This is a genomic window from Arthrobacter sp. R4, from assembly GCF_051365025.1.
Lineage (GTDB): Bacteria > Actinomycetota > Actinomycetes > Actinomycetales > Micrococcaceae > Arthrobacter.
The window spans coordinates 85178-98773 of record NZ_JBLWIJ010000002.1 but is presented as its reverse complement, the minus strand read 5'-3'; the positions used below and the strand labels follow the sequence as shown (position 1 = coordinate 98773).

Here is a 13596-nt window from a genome sequence, read left to right as displayed (position 1 = left end):
CATCCAGTATCCGATCGGCCCGGAGGAGCGCAATCCCCCAAACCGGGGGTTAAGGGCCTCTCCCCAAACCCCCGGTGAGGGGATCGCGGCAGCGTGTGCCGGCGTCGTACTTTTCCTTCATGAACGCCGTAGCCCAGGTTTTCGCGGTGCTGGCCGCATTGATCCACATCGCCGTGTTTCCGCTGGAGAGCTTCTTTATGCACCGGCCGGGGGCGCAGAAGTTCCTCAGCACACCGCCGCAGAACGTGCCAGCCGTGATGATGTGGGCCATCCCAACGGGTTTCCGCAACCTCCTGATCGGGCTGGGCGTCATCGCCGGGGTGGTGGCCGTGAACCTGGGGTACCTGGTGGTGGGCTACACGCTGGTGATCTACTGCTGCGCGAACATGGTGCTCGGCGGATCCACCATGCTGCTGGCGGACGCCCTGGGCCATTACCCCCGGAAGGGCGAAAGCATTCCCGGCACGCTCGGTGCAACGGTCCCGGCGCTGGTGGCGCTGGTCGCGCTGGCCTTCTAAGCGGCACTTGAAAGACGCAAAGATGCCGTGGATACCCTCAGGGAGAAGGTATCCACGGCATTCCTGTTGACTCAGTGCGTGGCTAGCTCTCGCAGGCTACGCAGTCTGAATCGCGGTCAAGCGCGGGCCGGTAGCCGGCCTGCCCGGCAAAGAGCGGCGCAGCCCCGGCTGCCTTGGCAGCCGTGCAGTTGGCGTAGTAGGCGGCGGCCGGTGCCGCTGGAGCAGGTGCCGGCACAACCGGGGCGGGAGCCACAGGGGCGGGGGCTGGTGCCACCGCTGCGGGAGGGGGAGCCACCGGTGCAGCTGCAACGGCGGGTGGGGGTGCTGGTGCGGGTGCGGGTGCTGGAGCCGGCGCTGCGGCCGGTGCCTGCTCGTTGGTCGGTGCGAGCTGCCCGGAGCAGTCGCCGAGGATCCTGGCCATCGCGTCGCGTTCCGCCTGGGTCACCCACAGGCTGTATGTGGCCTTCACCGAGATCTGCCGGGCAACGTACTCGCACCGGAAGCCTTTGTTCGGCGGCAGCCAGGTGGCCGCGTCGCCGTCGCCCTTTTTCATGTTGGTTGGGCCGTCCGTCGCCTGGAGGTTCAGGGGATCGTTGGCGAAGGCTGTCCGTTGTTCCGTGCTCAACTGCTGCGCCCCCTTCTGCCAGGCGTCGCTGAGGGCAACAACATGGTCGATCTGGACCGCAGTGCTGGTGGAAGTTCCCCGGATGAAGCTGATGCTGGTGCCCGTTTAGGGGTCTGCCAGCGTTCCGGACTGCACCTTGCACGGGACGCTGTTGGTGAAGGAGATGCCCGTCAGGTCGCGTTTAAGGGTGTCGTTCCGGGTGTCGCAGCCGTTCCGGTCAACGTCCGCCCAGGCCTGGCCGAACAGGGCACGGTCATATCCCGTCTTCGGTGCCCTGCCCTTGATCGGCAGGGTCTCGAGCAGGTCAACCGCCTTCGTGGCGAAGGCGGGCTGCGTCTTCGGAGCCGTGACGCTGACCCCATTCGCCACGAGGTAAGGCGTCTCGGGATCCAGCGGGGCGCCCGACGGCGGCGGCGAAGGCTTGGCGGCTTCAGTCGCCTTGGCTGTGGCCGCCGAAGTTTCGTTCCAACCAGCCTGCGGCTCCTGCGTTGTGGTCCCCGGCGACCCGGCGGAACACCCAACAATGAATGCAAAGGAGGCCGCGACGGCGGCAACCCCTACCTTCCGCTTGGTGCCTGCGACGAACCTGGAGGCGCGTTGTTTCCTGGGCGGGCCGTAATTCGACAAAAATTCCCCCAATTAAGGAAGGGCCCGGCGGATAGCCGGGCCCTTTGCTTAAGCCAATATTGCTGCTGGTGAGGAGCCTATTTCTCAGACACCCGGCAAAACCGAATCTTTGGCGATCCTCGGGCAACGTTGATTGAGTCTTGAGCCGATCTTGATGGTGCCTGTCGCAGAGGAAATTCGGCACTTAACAATTGCTGGATGATGGGCAAATACCGGCTGGTGAGGTACGCGCAACACCGAGTGCCGCCAGAACCCCAGCGCGCTGACCGCGGCCAACCGCTAGAGTGACACGTCGACGCCCCGCCGCCCACCCGGGGTGAGCGGGCAGGCGGCGCCGAGCGCCGGCGTCGTGCGTTCCTTGCTAGGTCCGCTGCGAAAGGCTGAGGATGTTTCCCTCGCTGTCCAGGAACCAGGCGCCCTTTCCCCATTCGTTGTCGACAACGCCGTTTTCCGTCTTCAGACCGGGCAGGTCGTATTCTTCGAAGGTGACGCCGCGGCCCCGCAGCTCCTCCATCTCGCGTTCAAGGTTGTCCGTGTCCCAGCCCATCTGCGTATTCTTGGCCGTCCCGGCATTGTCTGTCTGGTAAATGAGGAAGCTGGTTCCGTTGCCGCAGCGGTACAAAAGGCTGTCCTCCACCGTTTCGGCGGGTTCCATCCCCAGCTTGTCCCGGTAGAAATCCTTCGCCCTGTTGATGTCCTTCGCCGGAAGAACAGCCATGACCGTTGAATTGTTGAGCATGATGATTTCCTTTGGTGCGTTTTCCCGATGATGGCGCCGCTCTCCCCCGGTTCGGTCCCGGAACATCCTTGTCCGGTGCCGCGTGGCCGCCCGTTCCGCCGAAAGCCGGGGTGGCCACCTGGGACCCTGCAACGCCACGCCAGCCATGATCGGCGCGAGGGTCCCCGAAGTTCATGTGGCCATTATGGAGCCGAATTGCGGCGACGGAAATAGGTGATCCCTACTGCACTTGCGTGGGCTTCAAACCCTTGGCGTACGCAGCCTGCCCCACATGCTGGAGACAGTCGGCGATGGTGCTGACAAGCCGCACTCCCAAGGTCACGGGCGGGTCCCAGCGGGTGTCGACGACGCGGTCCAAGGCCTCGTCGTCGACGGTCTTCAGGAAATCCGCGGTCTGCCGGTGGACGGCGTCGTAGTACTCCAGTAGCAGTTTCGGGCTTGCCTTGACGGCGTCCACCTGCTCGGAGGAATGGCCGTAGCCGGTGTCACGGGCGCGCAGTGGCAGGTCGAAGCGGGCCACAAAGCCCTGCGCGGTCCACACCTGTTCGACGTCGGCGGCTTCCGCCACTTGTGCGTCCTCCACCCGGCTGAGGTGCCAGATCAGCCAAGCGATGGAGTTCCCGGTACCGGCCGGGCGCCGAACCAGGGATGCGTCGTCGAGCCCTTCCAACGCGGCTTCCACAGTTTCCCGGATCCGGCCAAAGGCGTCCAGCAGGAGTTCGTTCGATTTCATCGGGTCCCTCTCGGTGCGCTTCTCTGGGCTGAACCCCATGCTTGCACGGAGGCGTGGCGTCGCATAGAGCACCTGCTCATGACTGGGCCGCTGTACGCCGGGCAGTACTTGTGATGCCACTCATGGAAAATGCTTGACAAACTTGTACAACTCTTTCCATACTGATGAAGCAAGGTTTCAACGAAGCAACTGGAGGACCCCATGTCGGCCAAACTCACGGATGTCGCAAAGCTCGCCGGCGTCTCGCTTGCGACAGCGTCCCGGGCCTTTGGCGATCCGGGCCGGCTGGCGGCAGAGACGCGGCAGAAGGTGATGGACGCTGCTGTCCAGCTTGGCTACGACGTGCCGGGCGTCACCGGCAGCAGGACCTTCGGTGTCATCGTTCCGGATATCTCCAACGCTGTCTTCGCGGCACTCATCAAGTCCATCCAGGACCAGGCCTGGCACGGCCGTCACCGGATGGTGCTGGCCGACACCTCTGAATCCTCCACCCGGGAACGAGACCACCTCGGGTCGTTCAGCACCGGCGTTGACGGCATCATCCTCTGCTCGCCCCGCTTGCCTTCGGACCAGATTCATCAGTTGGCCGGCAACTCACCGCTCGTAGTGATCAACGGTGAAGCCGACCACGCAGCCCGCGTGCTGATGGAAGCCGGCGAAGGCCTCCGCCAGGCCGTGGAACACCTTCACGCGCTGGGCCACCGCAAGCTCGCCTACATTCCCGGCCCCGCGTCGTCGTGGGCTAACAGCCAGCGCCTGACGGCCATCAGCCGTTTCTGCGACGACTGGGGAATTGAACTGGTGACGGTGGGCAATCAGAATGCCACGGTCGACGGCGGCCTGGCCGCCGCAGCCTCGGTCGTCGCCAGCGGCGCCACTGCGGTGATCGCCTACAACGACCTCGTGGCGATCGGCATGCTGGCCGGAGCCCGCACCCTCGGGCGCCACTGCCCTGAAGACATCAGCGTCGTCGGCATCGATGACCTCGACATCGCCGCCGCAGCAGAACCTGGCCTGACCTCAGTACGCGTCCCGATTGGCCGAAGCGGCTCCCTCGCCCTCGAACTCCTCCTGGAGCAAATCTCCGGAAAGCCCTCTGCCACCGAGGCCGTCCACCTCAGTTCACAGCTCATCGTGCGCGGCTCCACCTTCGCCGCGCGCAACGCAGACCACGCCCTCCAAGGAAAATAATCATGCGAATCGTCATTGCAGACCCGAACCTGATGCCCCAGCGGGCAACCCTGGAGGCGGCGCTCCCCTCCGGCGCCGTCACCTCCTGGCACGACAGCTGGAATGAGCACTCTGTCCTGACTGACCTCAAGGACGCCGACGTCTACGTGGGACCCAAGTTCACCGAGGCAATGGGCGCACAGGCCCCGAATCTTCGCCTGGTGCATGTCGCCGGAGCAGGTTACGACGGCATCGACGCGGATGCCTTGCCAGCCGGTGCGGTGTGCGCCAACACCTTCCACCATGAAGGCTCCATCGCCGAGTACATCGCGGCCGCCCTGGTGGCACTGCGCAGGAACCTGCTCGGCCAGGACGCCGCCCTCCGCAGCGGCATCTGGGCTTCCTCGGTGTATTCACAGGACATCCCGCAGCCGGAAACCCTCCGCGGAGCGGTTGTCACCTTCCTCGGATTTGGCCACATCGGCAGCGTCGCCTGGAACCTTCTCAAGGCCTTCGGGGCTGAAGGCATCGCGATCACCCGCAGCGGCAGCGTGGACCCGAAGGAAAATGGCTTGCGCTGGGCCGGGACCACCGACCGCCTCAACGAAGCGCTCAGTGAATCCGACATTCTCCTCGTCAGCATCCCGCTCAGCGACGAAACGACGGCGCTGGTGGGTGCCGAGGAGCTGGACAATCTCGGCCCGACTGGTCAGATTGTCAACGTTGCCCGCGGCCCTGTCCTTGACGAGGCAGCACTCTACGAAGCCCTCAAGGACCGCAGGATCGCGGGGGCAGCCGTCGACGTCTGGTACCAGTATCCCGGTACGGATGGCCGGGCCGAACCCTCCGCCCTCCCCTTCGGCAGGCTCGACAACATCATCATGACCCCACACTCCTCCGGCGTTACCGCCGAAACCTTTCGTGGCCGCGCCCACGAAATAGCCGAAAACATCACCCGGCTGTCCAAGAACGAACCATTGAAGAATGTAGTGATTTCCCGATGACCCGAAAAATCGTCGACGTCGACGTCCTTGTCACCAGCCCCAGCCGCAACTTCGTCACCCTGAAAATCACCACCGACGACGGCATCGTCGGCTGGGGAGACGCCACCCTTAACGGCCGCGAACTTTCCGTCGCCAGCTACCTCCGGGACCACCTCGCCCCCGCACTGCTCGGACGCGACGCCGACCGTATCGAGGACACCTGGCAGTACTTCTACCGTGGCGCCTACTGGCGACGCGGGCCAGTGACCATGGCCGCCATCGGCGCCATCGACCTCGCCCTTTGGGACATTAAGGGCAAAGCCCTGGACGTGCCCGTCTACCAGCTCCTCGGCGGCGCAGCCCGCGACAAGATCCTCACGTACACCCACGCCACAGGCTGGGACCTCCCCGAACTCCTCGACTCAGTGGACCAGCGTCGCGAACAGGGCTTCCGCGCGGTCCGCGCCCAGTCCGGCGTCCCCGGCCTGGACAAGGTCTACGGGGTCACCAAAGGCGCCGCCAGCTACGAGCCCGCCGGCCGCGGCGCCGGACCCGTTGAAGAGGACTGGGATACCTCCGCGTACCTCCGCCATGCCCCCAAGATCCTCTCCGCGGTCCGCGAGCATGTGGGCCCCGAGCTGAAACTGCTCCACGACGTCCACCACCGCCTCAACCCCACCGAAGCCGCCCGCCTGGCCCGGTCCCTGGAAGACGTGGACCTCTTCTGGCTCGAAGACGTCACCCCGGCCGAAAACCAGCGGCTGCTCCGCACCCTGCGCCAGCAAACCACCATCCCGCTGGCCATCGGCGAAGTCTTCAACACCATCTGGGACTGCGAGCTGCTCATCACCGAACGGCTCATCGACTTCATCCGCACCGCCGTCGTCCACGCCGGAGGTATCTCCCACGTCCGCAAAATCCTCGCATTGGCCGAGGTCTACCAGATCAAGGGCGCCCCGCACGGCCCGTCCGATGTGTCCCCGATCAACCTCTCCGCATCGCTCCACCTCGGGCTTGCCACGTCCAATTTCGCCATCCAGGAATACATGGGCTACGACCCCATGGTTTCCGAAGTCTTCCAGTCCAGCTACCGCTTCGAGGACGGCTACCTCCACCCCGGAGAAGAACCCGGCCTCGGAGTCCACGTGGACGAAGCAGCGGCCGCCCGCTTCCCCTACAAACAGGCCTACCTGCCCATCGCCCGCGAGCTCGACGGCTCCATGAAGGACTGGTAGCCCATGACTCCCCCAAACCTTCCCCGGCTCTCCGCCGCCATGCCCGGAATCCTGCGACGGCAAGCCGCCCCGGCCCCCGGCATAGTCCACCTTGGCCTCGGCAACTTCCACCGCGCCCACCAGGCCGTCTACACCGACGCCGCCGTCGCCGCACACGGCGGAGACTGGGGCATCATCGGGGTCTCCAGCCGTTCCTCCGCAGTCCCGGAAGCCATGCACGCCCAGGACATGCTCTACACGGTGGTGGAAATCTCACCTGCTGGATCGAACTTCTCGGTTCCGCAGGTCCACACGGACGCCTTCACGGCAGCCAACAACCCCAACCGAGTGGTCCAGGTCATCGGCGACCCCGCGACGCGCATTGTCTCCCTGACAGTGACTGAAAACGGCTACCACTACACGCCGGCCACCGGTTCACTGAACCTGCAGGACCCTGCCATCCGGCACGATCTCGAAAATGCCGGCCCGCCCCGGACGCCCATCGGACAGATCGTCCGCGGCCTCCAACTGAGGGCCAGGACCCACGCAGATCCCGTAACTATCCTCAGCTGCGACAACCTTGCTGACAATGGCCACCACACCCAAAGGCTGGTCCGGGAATTCGCCTCACAGCTCTCCCCCGCCGAAGCCACCGAAACGCTGGACTTCATCGAGCACCGCACCAGCTTTCCGTCCTCCATGGTGGACCGGATCGTGCCGGCCACGACCGACCACTACCGCAGCCTCGTTGCGGCTCAGACCGGTTACACGGATAGCATCCCCGTGCCGGCCGAGCCGTTCACCATGTGGATCGTCGAAGACAACTTCATCGCCGGGCGCCCGGCCTGGGAGGCCGGCGGCGCCGTGTTCTCCGACGAAGTATCCGGCTACGAACAGCTCAAAGTCCGGCTGCTCAACGGCACCCATTCGCTGATCGCCTACCTCGGAGCCCTTTCAGGCGCTGCCACTATCCCGGACTCTGTCGCGCACACCCACATCGAACTGGCCGCCCGCTCGGTCCTGCGGAACGAATACCTCCCCAGCATCTCGGTGCCGGCCGGAGTGGACGTCGATGCTTATGAGGAGCAGCTCTTCTCCCGCTGGCGGAACACCGCGCTGGGCCACCGGACCAGCCAGGTGGGCTCCGACGGATCAGTCAAACTCCGCCAACGCATCCCCCTTCCGGCAGTGGAGTTGCTCGCTGCCGGACACATGCCGCAACTGCTGGCGCTCACCACCGCCGCATACCTGACTTGCATCGCCCCCCTCAACGGGTTTGACCCGGGCCCCCAAGCCGCGGCCATGGAAGACCCCGCCCGTGGGCTGCTCTCCACCTTGGCAGCCCAATCCCGTTCCGGCCAGGAACTGGCCGAACGGGTCCTCGCCGAACACCACCTCCTCGGTGAGGAACTGGCCGGCCAGGCGAGCTTCATCAAACGGACCGGGGAACTGATCGACATTCTGCACGCCCACGGTCCCGCGGGCGCGATTGCCGAGGCCGGCGCACCCTCGCACGCTTCTTCCCTCCAAACCACTCGGAGCACACTGTGACCACCCAGACCTTGGTGCCTGGCGCCCGGACCAACCTTCCCACCACCACCGAAGCCGCCGTCCTGCACGGCGCACTGGACATCCGCATCGAACGCAAGTCCCTGCGGCGCCTCGGCCCCACCGACGTCCTGGTGGAGATGCGCTCCGGCGGCATCTGCGGCTCGGACATGCACTACTACGCCGACGGCCGCAACGGCACCAACGTCCTCACTCAGCCCACTGTCCTCGGCCATGAAGGTGCCGGAGTGGTTATCGCCGCAGGTGAGGATGCCAGCATTGCCGCGGGCACCGCCGTCGTCATCGAACCGGCGCTCCCCTGCCGCAGCTGCGCCACTTGCCTCTCCGGCCGGTACAACCTCTGCCCCTCCGGAACCTGCTTCGGCTCACCGCCCACCGACGGGCTCTTTGCCCGGCACGTAGTAGTTCCAGAAGCTGCCGTCCACGTATTGCCGGCCGCGGTCCCCGCCGAAATCGGAGCCGCCATCGAGCCGCTCGCCGTCGCCGTCTGGGCAGTGGAACGTGCCCAGGTACAGGCCGGGCACCGGGTGCTCATCACCGGCGCGGGCCCCATCGGTTTGCTGGTAGCCCAAGTCGCAGCCGCCAAGGGCGCAGCTCAGATCGTGGTGACTGACGTGAACGATGACCGCCTCGCCGCTGCCGGCAAGTTCGGGGCAACCCGTACCATCAACACCGCCACGGCTCCCTTGGACCTGGAAAACATGGACCGCCTGATCGAGTGCTCCGGCAACACGCACGCACTGGCTGCCGGCATCCAAACGCTCGCCCCGGCCGCCCGCGCCACGGTGGTGGGCCAGGCCCGGCCGACCGCGGACGGAATTCCGCTCGGCTTCCTCCAGCGTTACGAAATCGACCTCGTCACCGCCTTCCGCTACGCCAATGCGTTTCCCACAGCCATCAAACTCGCCTCATCGGGTGCGGTGGACCTTTCAGCCATCATCACCGCCACCTACCCGCTCGAAGATGCCGCAACCGCACTCACAGCCCCGGTGACCGACCCCACCAACCTGAAAGTCCTCATCACCTACTGACACCACAGGGACGACGCGCCAAAGGTGCGCGGACCCCTGGATAGAGAAGCATCCATTCAAAGGAGTATGGAAATGACCACAGCACACGTCCCACATCAGGAACTGGACCAAAGCAAGGTCCGCAAGGCCGCCCTTGCCGGCCTGATCGGCACCACGCTGGAACTGTATGACTTCGTCATCTACGGCACAGCTGCTGCCCTTGTGTTCAGCAAACTGTTCTTCCCCAACGAAACCCCGGCCGTGGCCATGATCGCAAGCTTCAGCACGTTTGCTGTGGGCTTCCTGGCGCGTCCCATCGGCGGAATCTTCTTCTCCCACTTCGGAGACCGCCTGGGCCGCAAGTGGGTCCTGGTCACTACCTTGCTGATCATGGGTGGCGCGACCTTACTGATCGGCCTGTTGCCCACCTACGAACAGGTGGGCATCTGGGCACCGATCCTCCTTGTCCTGTGCCGGGCCGGCCAAGGCTTCGGCGCCGGTGCCGAACAGTCCGGCGGCGCCACCCTGCTCACCGAATCCGCCCGTCTGGGGACCAGGGGCAAGATGGCGTCCCTGATCATGGTCGGCGCTGCAGCGGGCACCGCCCTCGGCGCACTCGTGTGGATGGCCGCCCAGGCACTGGCACCCAACGACATGATGACCTGGGGCTGGAGGCTCGTCTTCCTCTCCAGCATCTTCGTCACCATCGCCGCGATGATCATCCGCCGCAAGCTGGACGAGTCCCCGGTCTTCGAAGAAATCAAGCGGACCCGTGAAGAACCGCCTGCACCGCTGAAGGAAGTAGCCAGGTTCGGCAAGGCCAACGTCCTTCGTGTCACGATGATGACGTTTGGCGTCAGCGCCCAGTCGTACACCATCCAGGTGTTCATGGCGACGTACCTGATCTCAGTAGTCGGAACCGACCCTAAGTTCATTCCCCAAGTACTCCTGATCGGCGCCCTTTGCGGTGGTGTAGCAGCGGTGGCCTTCGGAACCCTGTCGGACAAGATCGGCCGCCGGCGCGTCGTTTCGATCATCACCGGAGCGCTGGTTCTCTTCCCGGCACCGGCGTTCATGCTTCTCACCACGGGGTCGCCCGTGGCCATCATCCTGGTGATGGTTGTCGGCTTCATGCTCGCCTGCCAAGGCGTGGTGGGCGTGCACATGAGCTACTTCCCGGAAATCTTCGGCAGCCGCTACCGCTACGCCGGCGTCACACTCGGCCGCGAATTCGCCTCAATCATCGGCGGCGGCATTGCCCCGATGATCTGCGCCGGACTCCTCGCACTCTTCAGCAACTCCTGGATTCCGGTGGCCATCTACATGTCCCTGGTCATGCTCGTCAGCTTCATCGCAACGAGGATGACACCGGAAACCCTCAACCGCGACCTCACGGACCCGGAAGATGCCCGGTGGAGCAACAATGCCGTCCAGGGGAACGAAGCCACCACAGAGATGACTGCCGCGCAGCACGCCAAGTAGGCCGTTTCTCACTGCCCGACGGCGGCACTCGCCGCCGTCGGGCAGCACCATTTCCCCGCCTGACCACTAAAGGACCCTCCATGCAGCGCCTCGATGACCAAGGCACCCTCTTTCGGCCGGCCCCGTCCGCCATCCTCTCTGACACGCGCGTCGTCGCCGTCCTCCGCGCTTCCCACGCCTCCGAATACGCTCCCGTCATGGAGGCCTTGCAGCTCGGCGGGGTACTGAGCATCGAACTGACCCTGAGCACCCCGGGGGTCTGGGACGAACTGCCCCGCCTGCAGGAGAGATTCGGCGGTGCGGTGGAAATCGGCGTCGGAACAGTCACGTCAGCAGCCGAAGCAGAAACCGCGCTGGATCTGGGCGCGGCCTATATCGTCACCCCCATCACGGACCTTGACGTCATCAACGCCTGCGTCAGCCGCAGCGTGGCCGTCTACCCTGGCGGCCTGACGCCCACCGAACTCCACGCCGGGTGGAAACTGGGCGCCACCGCCGTCAAGGTATTTCCCGCCTCCACCGTTGGTGCCGGGTACATCTCACAGTTGCGCGGACCATTCCCTGACATCCAGGTCATTCCTTCAGGCGGCGTAGACATCGACGACGTCCCCGCATGGATCCGGGCAGGAGCACTCGCGGTCAGCCTGGGCGGCCCGCTGCTGGGCGACGCCTTCAAGGGCGGAGACCTCCAGGAACTCACAGCCCGGGCCCGCCGCGTCCGCGACCTGATCGACCAGACCGCAAACCAGGCCGGGACAGCCCGGTGAACGCTCCGCCCTACGTCCTCACATTTGGGGAAACCATGGCCTTGATGTCCTCTGAACAGGTCGGCCCCCTTGCCCACGCCTCCAGCCTGAGCCTGGGGATCGGCGGGTCAGAATCCAATGTTGCCATCGGCCTCCAGCGGCTCGGTGTGCAGGCCATCTGGTGCGGCCGCGTGGGAGCTGACTCACTGGGGAACCTGGTGGAACGGGAAATCCGCGCCGAAGGGGTCGATGTCCGGATCGCTGTGGACCCGTCCGCCCCCACCGGACTGATGATCAAGGAACGCCGGACGCCCGCCACCCAACGCGTCAGCTACTACCGCGCCGGCAGTGCCGGATCCCGGATTACTCCGGATGACATCGACGAACAACTGATTTCGGGAGCTGGCCTCCTGCACGTCAGCGGCATCACCCCTGCACTCTCCCCGCAGGCGGAGGCAACCCTCCGGTACGCAGTAGACACGGCGAGAGCCCACAACGTGACGGTTTCCTTCGACCTGAATTTCCGCGGCAATCTGTGGTCCGCCGAAGGAGCGCGAAGCGTCTACCAGGACATCATCCCCCGCGCCGATATCGTGTTCGCAGGCGATGATGAGGCCGCGATAGCAGTCGGCGCAGGCGAACCAGAGGAGCTGGCCCGGCGAATCGCTGCGCTCGGTCCAAGCCAGGCGGTCATCAAGCTTGGCGCTGATGGTGCACTGGCCCTGATTAATGGCACATTGTTCCGCCAGGAGGCAGTCACCGTTGTCACCGTAGACACTGTGGGTGCCGGAGACGCCTTTGTCGCCGGATACTTGGCCGAATTCGTCACCGGCCGCGGGCCCCAGGACAGGCTCAAAACCGCAGCAGCCACCGGGGCCTTCGCCTGCCTTGTCCCCGGAGACTGGGAAGGCTTCCCTCGCCGGCACGAACTTTCGATTCTCCAGACGCGCGAGCCCGTAAGCCGCTGAGGGCGCCCAAACCAATGGAGACGATGATGACTTCAACAAGCCCGGACCAGACCCCCTGCTTCGTGGGCGCCTACGCCGCCGCGCCAAGCCTCGCCGGTTGGGATCCCGTTGCAGAAGGGAACTTCCTGGCAGCAGTCCTTGCCTTGGACGGTGTGGCCGGACTGGAGGTTCCCTTCACGGGGAAGCTGCACAAGGACGACGAGGCCTGGTTCCTGCGACAGCTCCCCCATGATGCCCGGTTTGTGGTGACGACGATCCCTGGGACCATGGCACGGCTGCAGGCCGACAGGAGCTTCGGCCTTGCCTCGACGTCTGCGTCCGGCAGAAGGTCGGCACTGGAGTTCGTCAAAGAAGCACTGGACGCCGTGACACGGCTAAACCAGCAACTGGGCAGGCCCGCCGTCGCCACCATGGAACTGCACGCCGCACCGGTAGCCGTCAACGGTGCCGCGTCAGTCTCTGCCCTCGAAGCCTCCCTCATCGAACTGGCAGACTGGGACACGGCCGGCGCCCACCTCGTCCTGGAGCACTGCGACGCCTTAATGCCGGGTCGGGCCCCCGCCAAGGGGTTCCTTGGCCTGGAAGCGGAGGCCGAAGCAGTCCAACGGGCCAATGACGCCACGGGGAACCCCATGGGGATCGTCATCAACTGGGGCAGGTCCGTCATTGAGCAGCGACGGCCCGAAGCCGCCCGTGAACACATCACGTACCTCCATGACCGTGGCCTCCTGCGCGGCCTCGTGTTTTCCGGATGCGCCAGCGTGGACACGAGGTTCGGCAACGCCTGGGACGACGTACATGTCCCGCCGGCCCCACCCGGTACCGGCAGTTCCGGCGGTACCGGGGGTTCCGGCGGTTCCGGCGCGGAGGGGTCCAACGGCTCCTCTGACCACAAACTCCTGGAGTCGGCCTCGCTGCTCACCCCTGACCGGATCAAACAGTGCCTGCAGGCCGCTGGCGCGCTGCCTGAAGCAGGCTTCCACGCAATCAAAGTGGCGGCACCGCCGAACGCCAGCGTGAGTCAGCGGGTCAGCGTCATCTCGCAGACCCTGGCCGCGGTGCAACTGGCCTCGCACGGCCAGGCAGGTCTTGCCGGAGCCGCCGTCAAAGGCTAAACGCAGCATTAGTTTCGTTTAGCCATTGACGCCCCATAGCGCGAAGGCCAACATTTGAGTTCTCTGCGCCTGCCTTGGCCCAGGGGATGGAGCGTCA

At 65.2% G+C, this 13596-nt stretch carries 14 protein-coding genes; 10 read left to right on the top strand and 4 right to left on the bottom strand.

Translation table 11 applies throughout. The annotated features are described in order from the left end of the window. The first annotated feature begins 119 nt into the window (after positions 1-119). Positions 120-518, top strand: a complete 399-nt coding sequence (locus ACLKOZ_RS01095) for a DUF1304 domain-containing protein (protein ID WP_436472298.1) — start codon at positions 120-122, stop codon at positions 516-518. 82 nt (positions 519-600) lie between these two features. On the opposite strand, the gene ACLKOZ_RS01090 is transcribed toward ACLKOZ_RS01095, so the two are convergent. The 4 genes from ACLKOZ_RS01090 to ACLKOZ_RS01075 all read right to left on the bottom strand — a co-directional run bounded on the left by ACLKOZ_RS01090 (position 601) and on the right by ACLKOZ_RS01075 (position 3242). Beyond that, positions 601-1227: a GmrSD restriction endonuclease domain-containing protein gene (locus tag ACLKOZ_RS01090; RefSeq protein ID WP_436472465.1), complete on the bottom strand. Its 627-nt coding sequence runs from the start codon at positions 1225-1227 to the stop codon at positions 601-603. Positions 1228-1248: 21 nt separating this feature from the next. Beyond that, positions 1249-1770 (bottom strand): hypothetical protein, encoded by a 522-nt coding sequence (locus ACLKOZ_RS01085; RefSeq protein ID WP_436472297.1) that lies wholly within the window; start codon positions 1768-1770, stop codon positions 1249-1251. Positions 1771-2131: 361 nt separating this feature from the next. Beyond that, the gene (locus ACLKOZ_RS01080) at positions 2132-2509 is read right to left on the bottom strand and encodes a VOC family protein (protein WP_436472296.1); all 378 of its coding nucleotides are present in this window, start codon (positions 2507-2509) and stop codon (positions 2132-2134) included. Positions 2510-2729: 220 nt separating this feature from the next. After that, positions 2730-3242: a mycothiol transferase gene (locus ACLKOZ_RS01075; protein WP_436472295.1), complete on the bottom strand. Its 513-nt coding sequence runs from the start codon at positions 3240-3242 to the stop codon at positions 2730-2732. Between the two features lie 201 nt (positions 3243-3443). Here ACLKOZ_RS01075 and ACLKOZ_RS01070 point away from each other — a divergent pair, with 201 nt between their 5' ends. The 9 genes from ACLKOZ_RS01070 to ACLKOZ_RS01030 all read left to right on the top strand — a co-directional run bounded on the left by ACLKOZ_RS01070 (position 3444) and on the right by ACLKOZ_RS01030 (position 13499). After that, the gene (locus tag ACLKOZ_RS01070) at positions 3444-4433 is read left to right on the top strand and encodes a LacI family DNA-binding transcriptional regulator (RefSeq protein ID WP_436472294.1); all 990 of its coding nucleotides are present in this window, start codon (positions 3444-3446) and stop codon (positions 4431-4433) included. 2 nt (positions 4434-4435) lie between these two features. Next, positions 4436-5416 carry a 2-hydroxyacid dehydrogenase gene (locus ACLKOZ_RS01065; protein ID WP_436472293.1) on the top strand — a complete coding sequence of 327 codons (981 nt, stop codon included), beginning with the start codon at positions 4436-4438 and terminating at the stop codon, positions 5414-5416. Next, on the top strand, positions 5413-6630 hold the full coding sequence (manD, locus tag ACLKOZ_RS01060; protein ID WP_436472292.1) for a D-mannonate dehydratase ManD: 1218 nt from the start codon (positions 5413-5415) through the stop codon (positions 6628-6630). The genes ACLKOZ_RS01065 and manD overlap by 4 nt, the downstream gene beginning before the upstream one ends. A 3-nt stretch (positions 6631-6633) precedes the next feature. Continuing rightward, entirely contained in the window at positions 6634-8160 is a 1527-nt protein-coding gene (locus ACLKOZ_RS01055; protein ID WP_436472291.1) for a mannitol dehydrogenase family protein, read from the top strand. Further along, positions 8157-9209 (top strand): alcohol dehydrogenase catalytic domain-containing protein, encoded by a 1053-nt coding sequence (locus tag ACLKOZ_RS01050; RefSeq protein WP_436472290.1) that lies wholly within the window; start codon positions 8157-8159, stop codon positions 9207-9209. The genes ACLKOZ_RS01055 and ACLKOZ_RS01050 overlap by 4 nt, the downstream gene beginning before the upstream one ends. 72 nt (positions 9210-9281) lie before the next feature. Next, a complete protein-coding gene (locus ACLKOZ_RS01045; RefSeq protein WP_436472289.1) occupies positions 9282-10670 on the top strand; it encodes an MFS transporter in 1389 nt (462 codons plus the stop codon). Positions 10671-10750: 80 nt separating this feature from the next. Continuing rightward, the gene (locus ACLKOZ_RS01040; protein WP_436472288.1) at positions 10751-11437 is read left to right on the top strand and encodes a bifunctional 4-hydroxy-2-oxoglutarate aldolase/2-dehydro-3-deoxy-phosphogluconate aldolase; all 687 of its coding nucleotides are present in this window, start codon (positions 10751-10753) and stop codon (positions 11435-11437) included. Continuing rightward, positions 11434-12384: a sugar kinase gene (locus ACLKOZ_RS01035; RefSeq protein WP_436472287.1), complete on the top strand. Its 951-nt coding sequence runs from the start codon at positions 11434-11436 to the stop codon at positions 12382-12384. Before ACLKOZ_RS01040 ends, ACLKOZ_RS01035 begins: the two co-directional genes overlap by 4 nt. A 26-nt stretch (positions 12385-12410) precedes the next feature. After that, positions 12411-13499 carry a DUF4862 family protein gene (locus ACLKOZ_RS01030; protein WP_436472286.1) on the top strand — a complete coding sequence of 363 codons (1089 nt, stop codon included), beginning with the start codon at positions 12411-12413 and terminating at the stop codon, positions 13497-13499. Positions 13500-13596 lie beyond the last annotated feature (97 nt).

Excerpts from the sequence above, each read along its gene's own strand:
- ACLKOZ_RS01095 (WP_436472298.1), top strand. The coding sequence starts at position 120 with ATGAACGCCGTAGCCCAGGTTTTCGCGGTGCTGGCCGCATTGATCCAC.
- ACLKOZ_RS01080 (WP_436472296.1), bottom strand. The coding sequence starts at position 2,509 with ATGCTCAACAATTCAACGGTCATGGCTGTTCTTCCGGCGAAGGACATC.
- ACLKOZ_RS01075 (WP_436472295.1), bottom strand. The coding sequence starts at position 3,242 with ATGAAATCGAACGAACTCCTGCTGGACGCCTTTGGCCGGATCCGGGAA.
- ACLKOZ_RS01070 (WP_436472294.1), top strand. The coding sequence starts at position 3,444 with ATGTCGGCCAAACTCACGGATGTCGCAAAGCTCGCCGGCGTCTCGCTT.
- ACLKOZ_RS01065 (WP_436472293.1), top strand. The coding sequence starts at position 4,436 with ATGCGAATCGTCATTGCAGACCCGAACCTGATGCCCCAGCGGGCAACC.
- manD (WP_436472292.1), top strand. The coding sequence starts at position 5,413 with ATGACCCGAAAAATCGTCGACGTCGACGTCCTTGTCACCAGCCCCAGC.
- ACLKOZ_RS01055 (WP_436472291.1), top strand. The coding sequence starts at position 6,634 with ATGACTCCCCCAAACCTTCCCCGGCTCTCCGCCGCCATGCCCGGAATC.
- ACLKOZ_RS01045 (WP_436472289.1), top strand. The coding sequence starts at position 9,282 with ATGACCACAGCACACGTCCCACATCAGGAACTGGACCAAAGCAAGGTC.
- ACLKOZ_RS01040 (WP_436472288.1), top strand. The coding sequence starts at position 10,751 with ATGCAGCGCCTCGATGACCAAGGCACCCTCTTTCGGCCGGCCCCGTCC.
- ACLKOZ_RS01030 (WP_436472286.1), top strand. The coding sequence starts at position 12,411 with ATGACTTCAACAAGCCCGGACCAGACCCCCTGCTTCGTGGGCGCCTAC.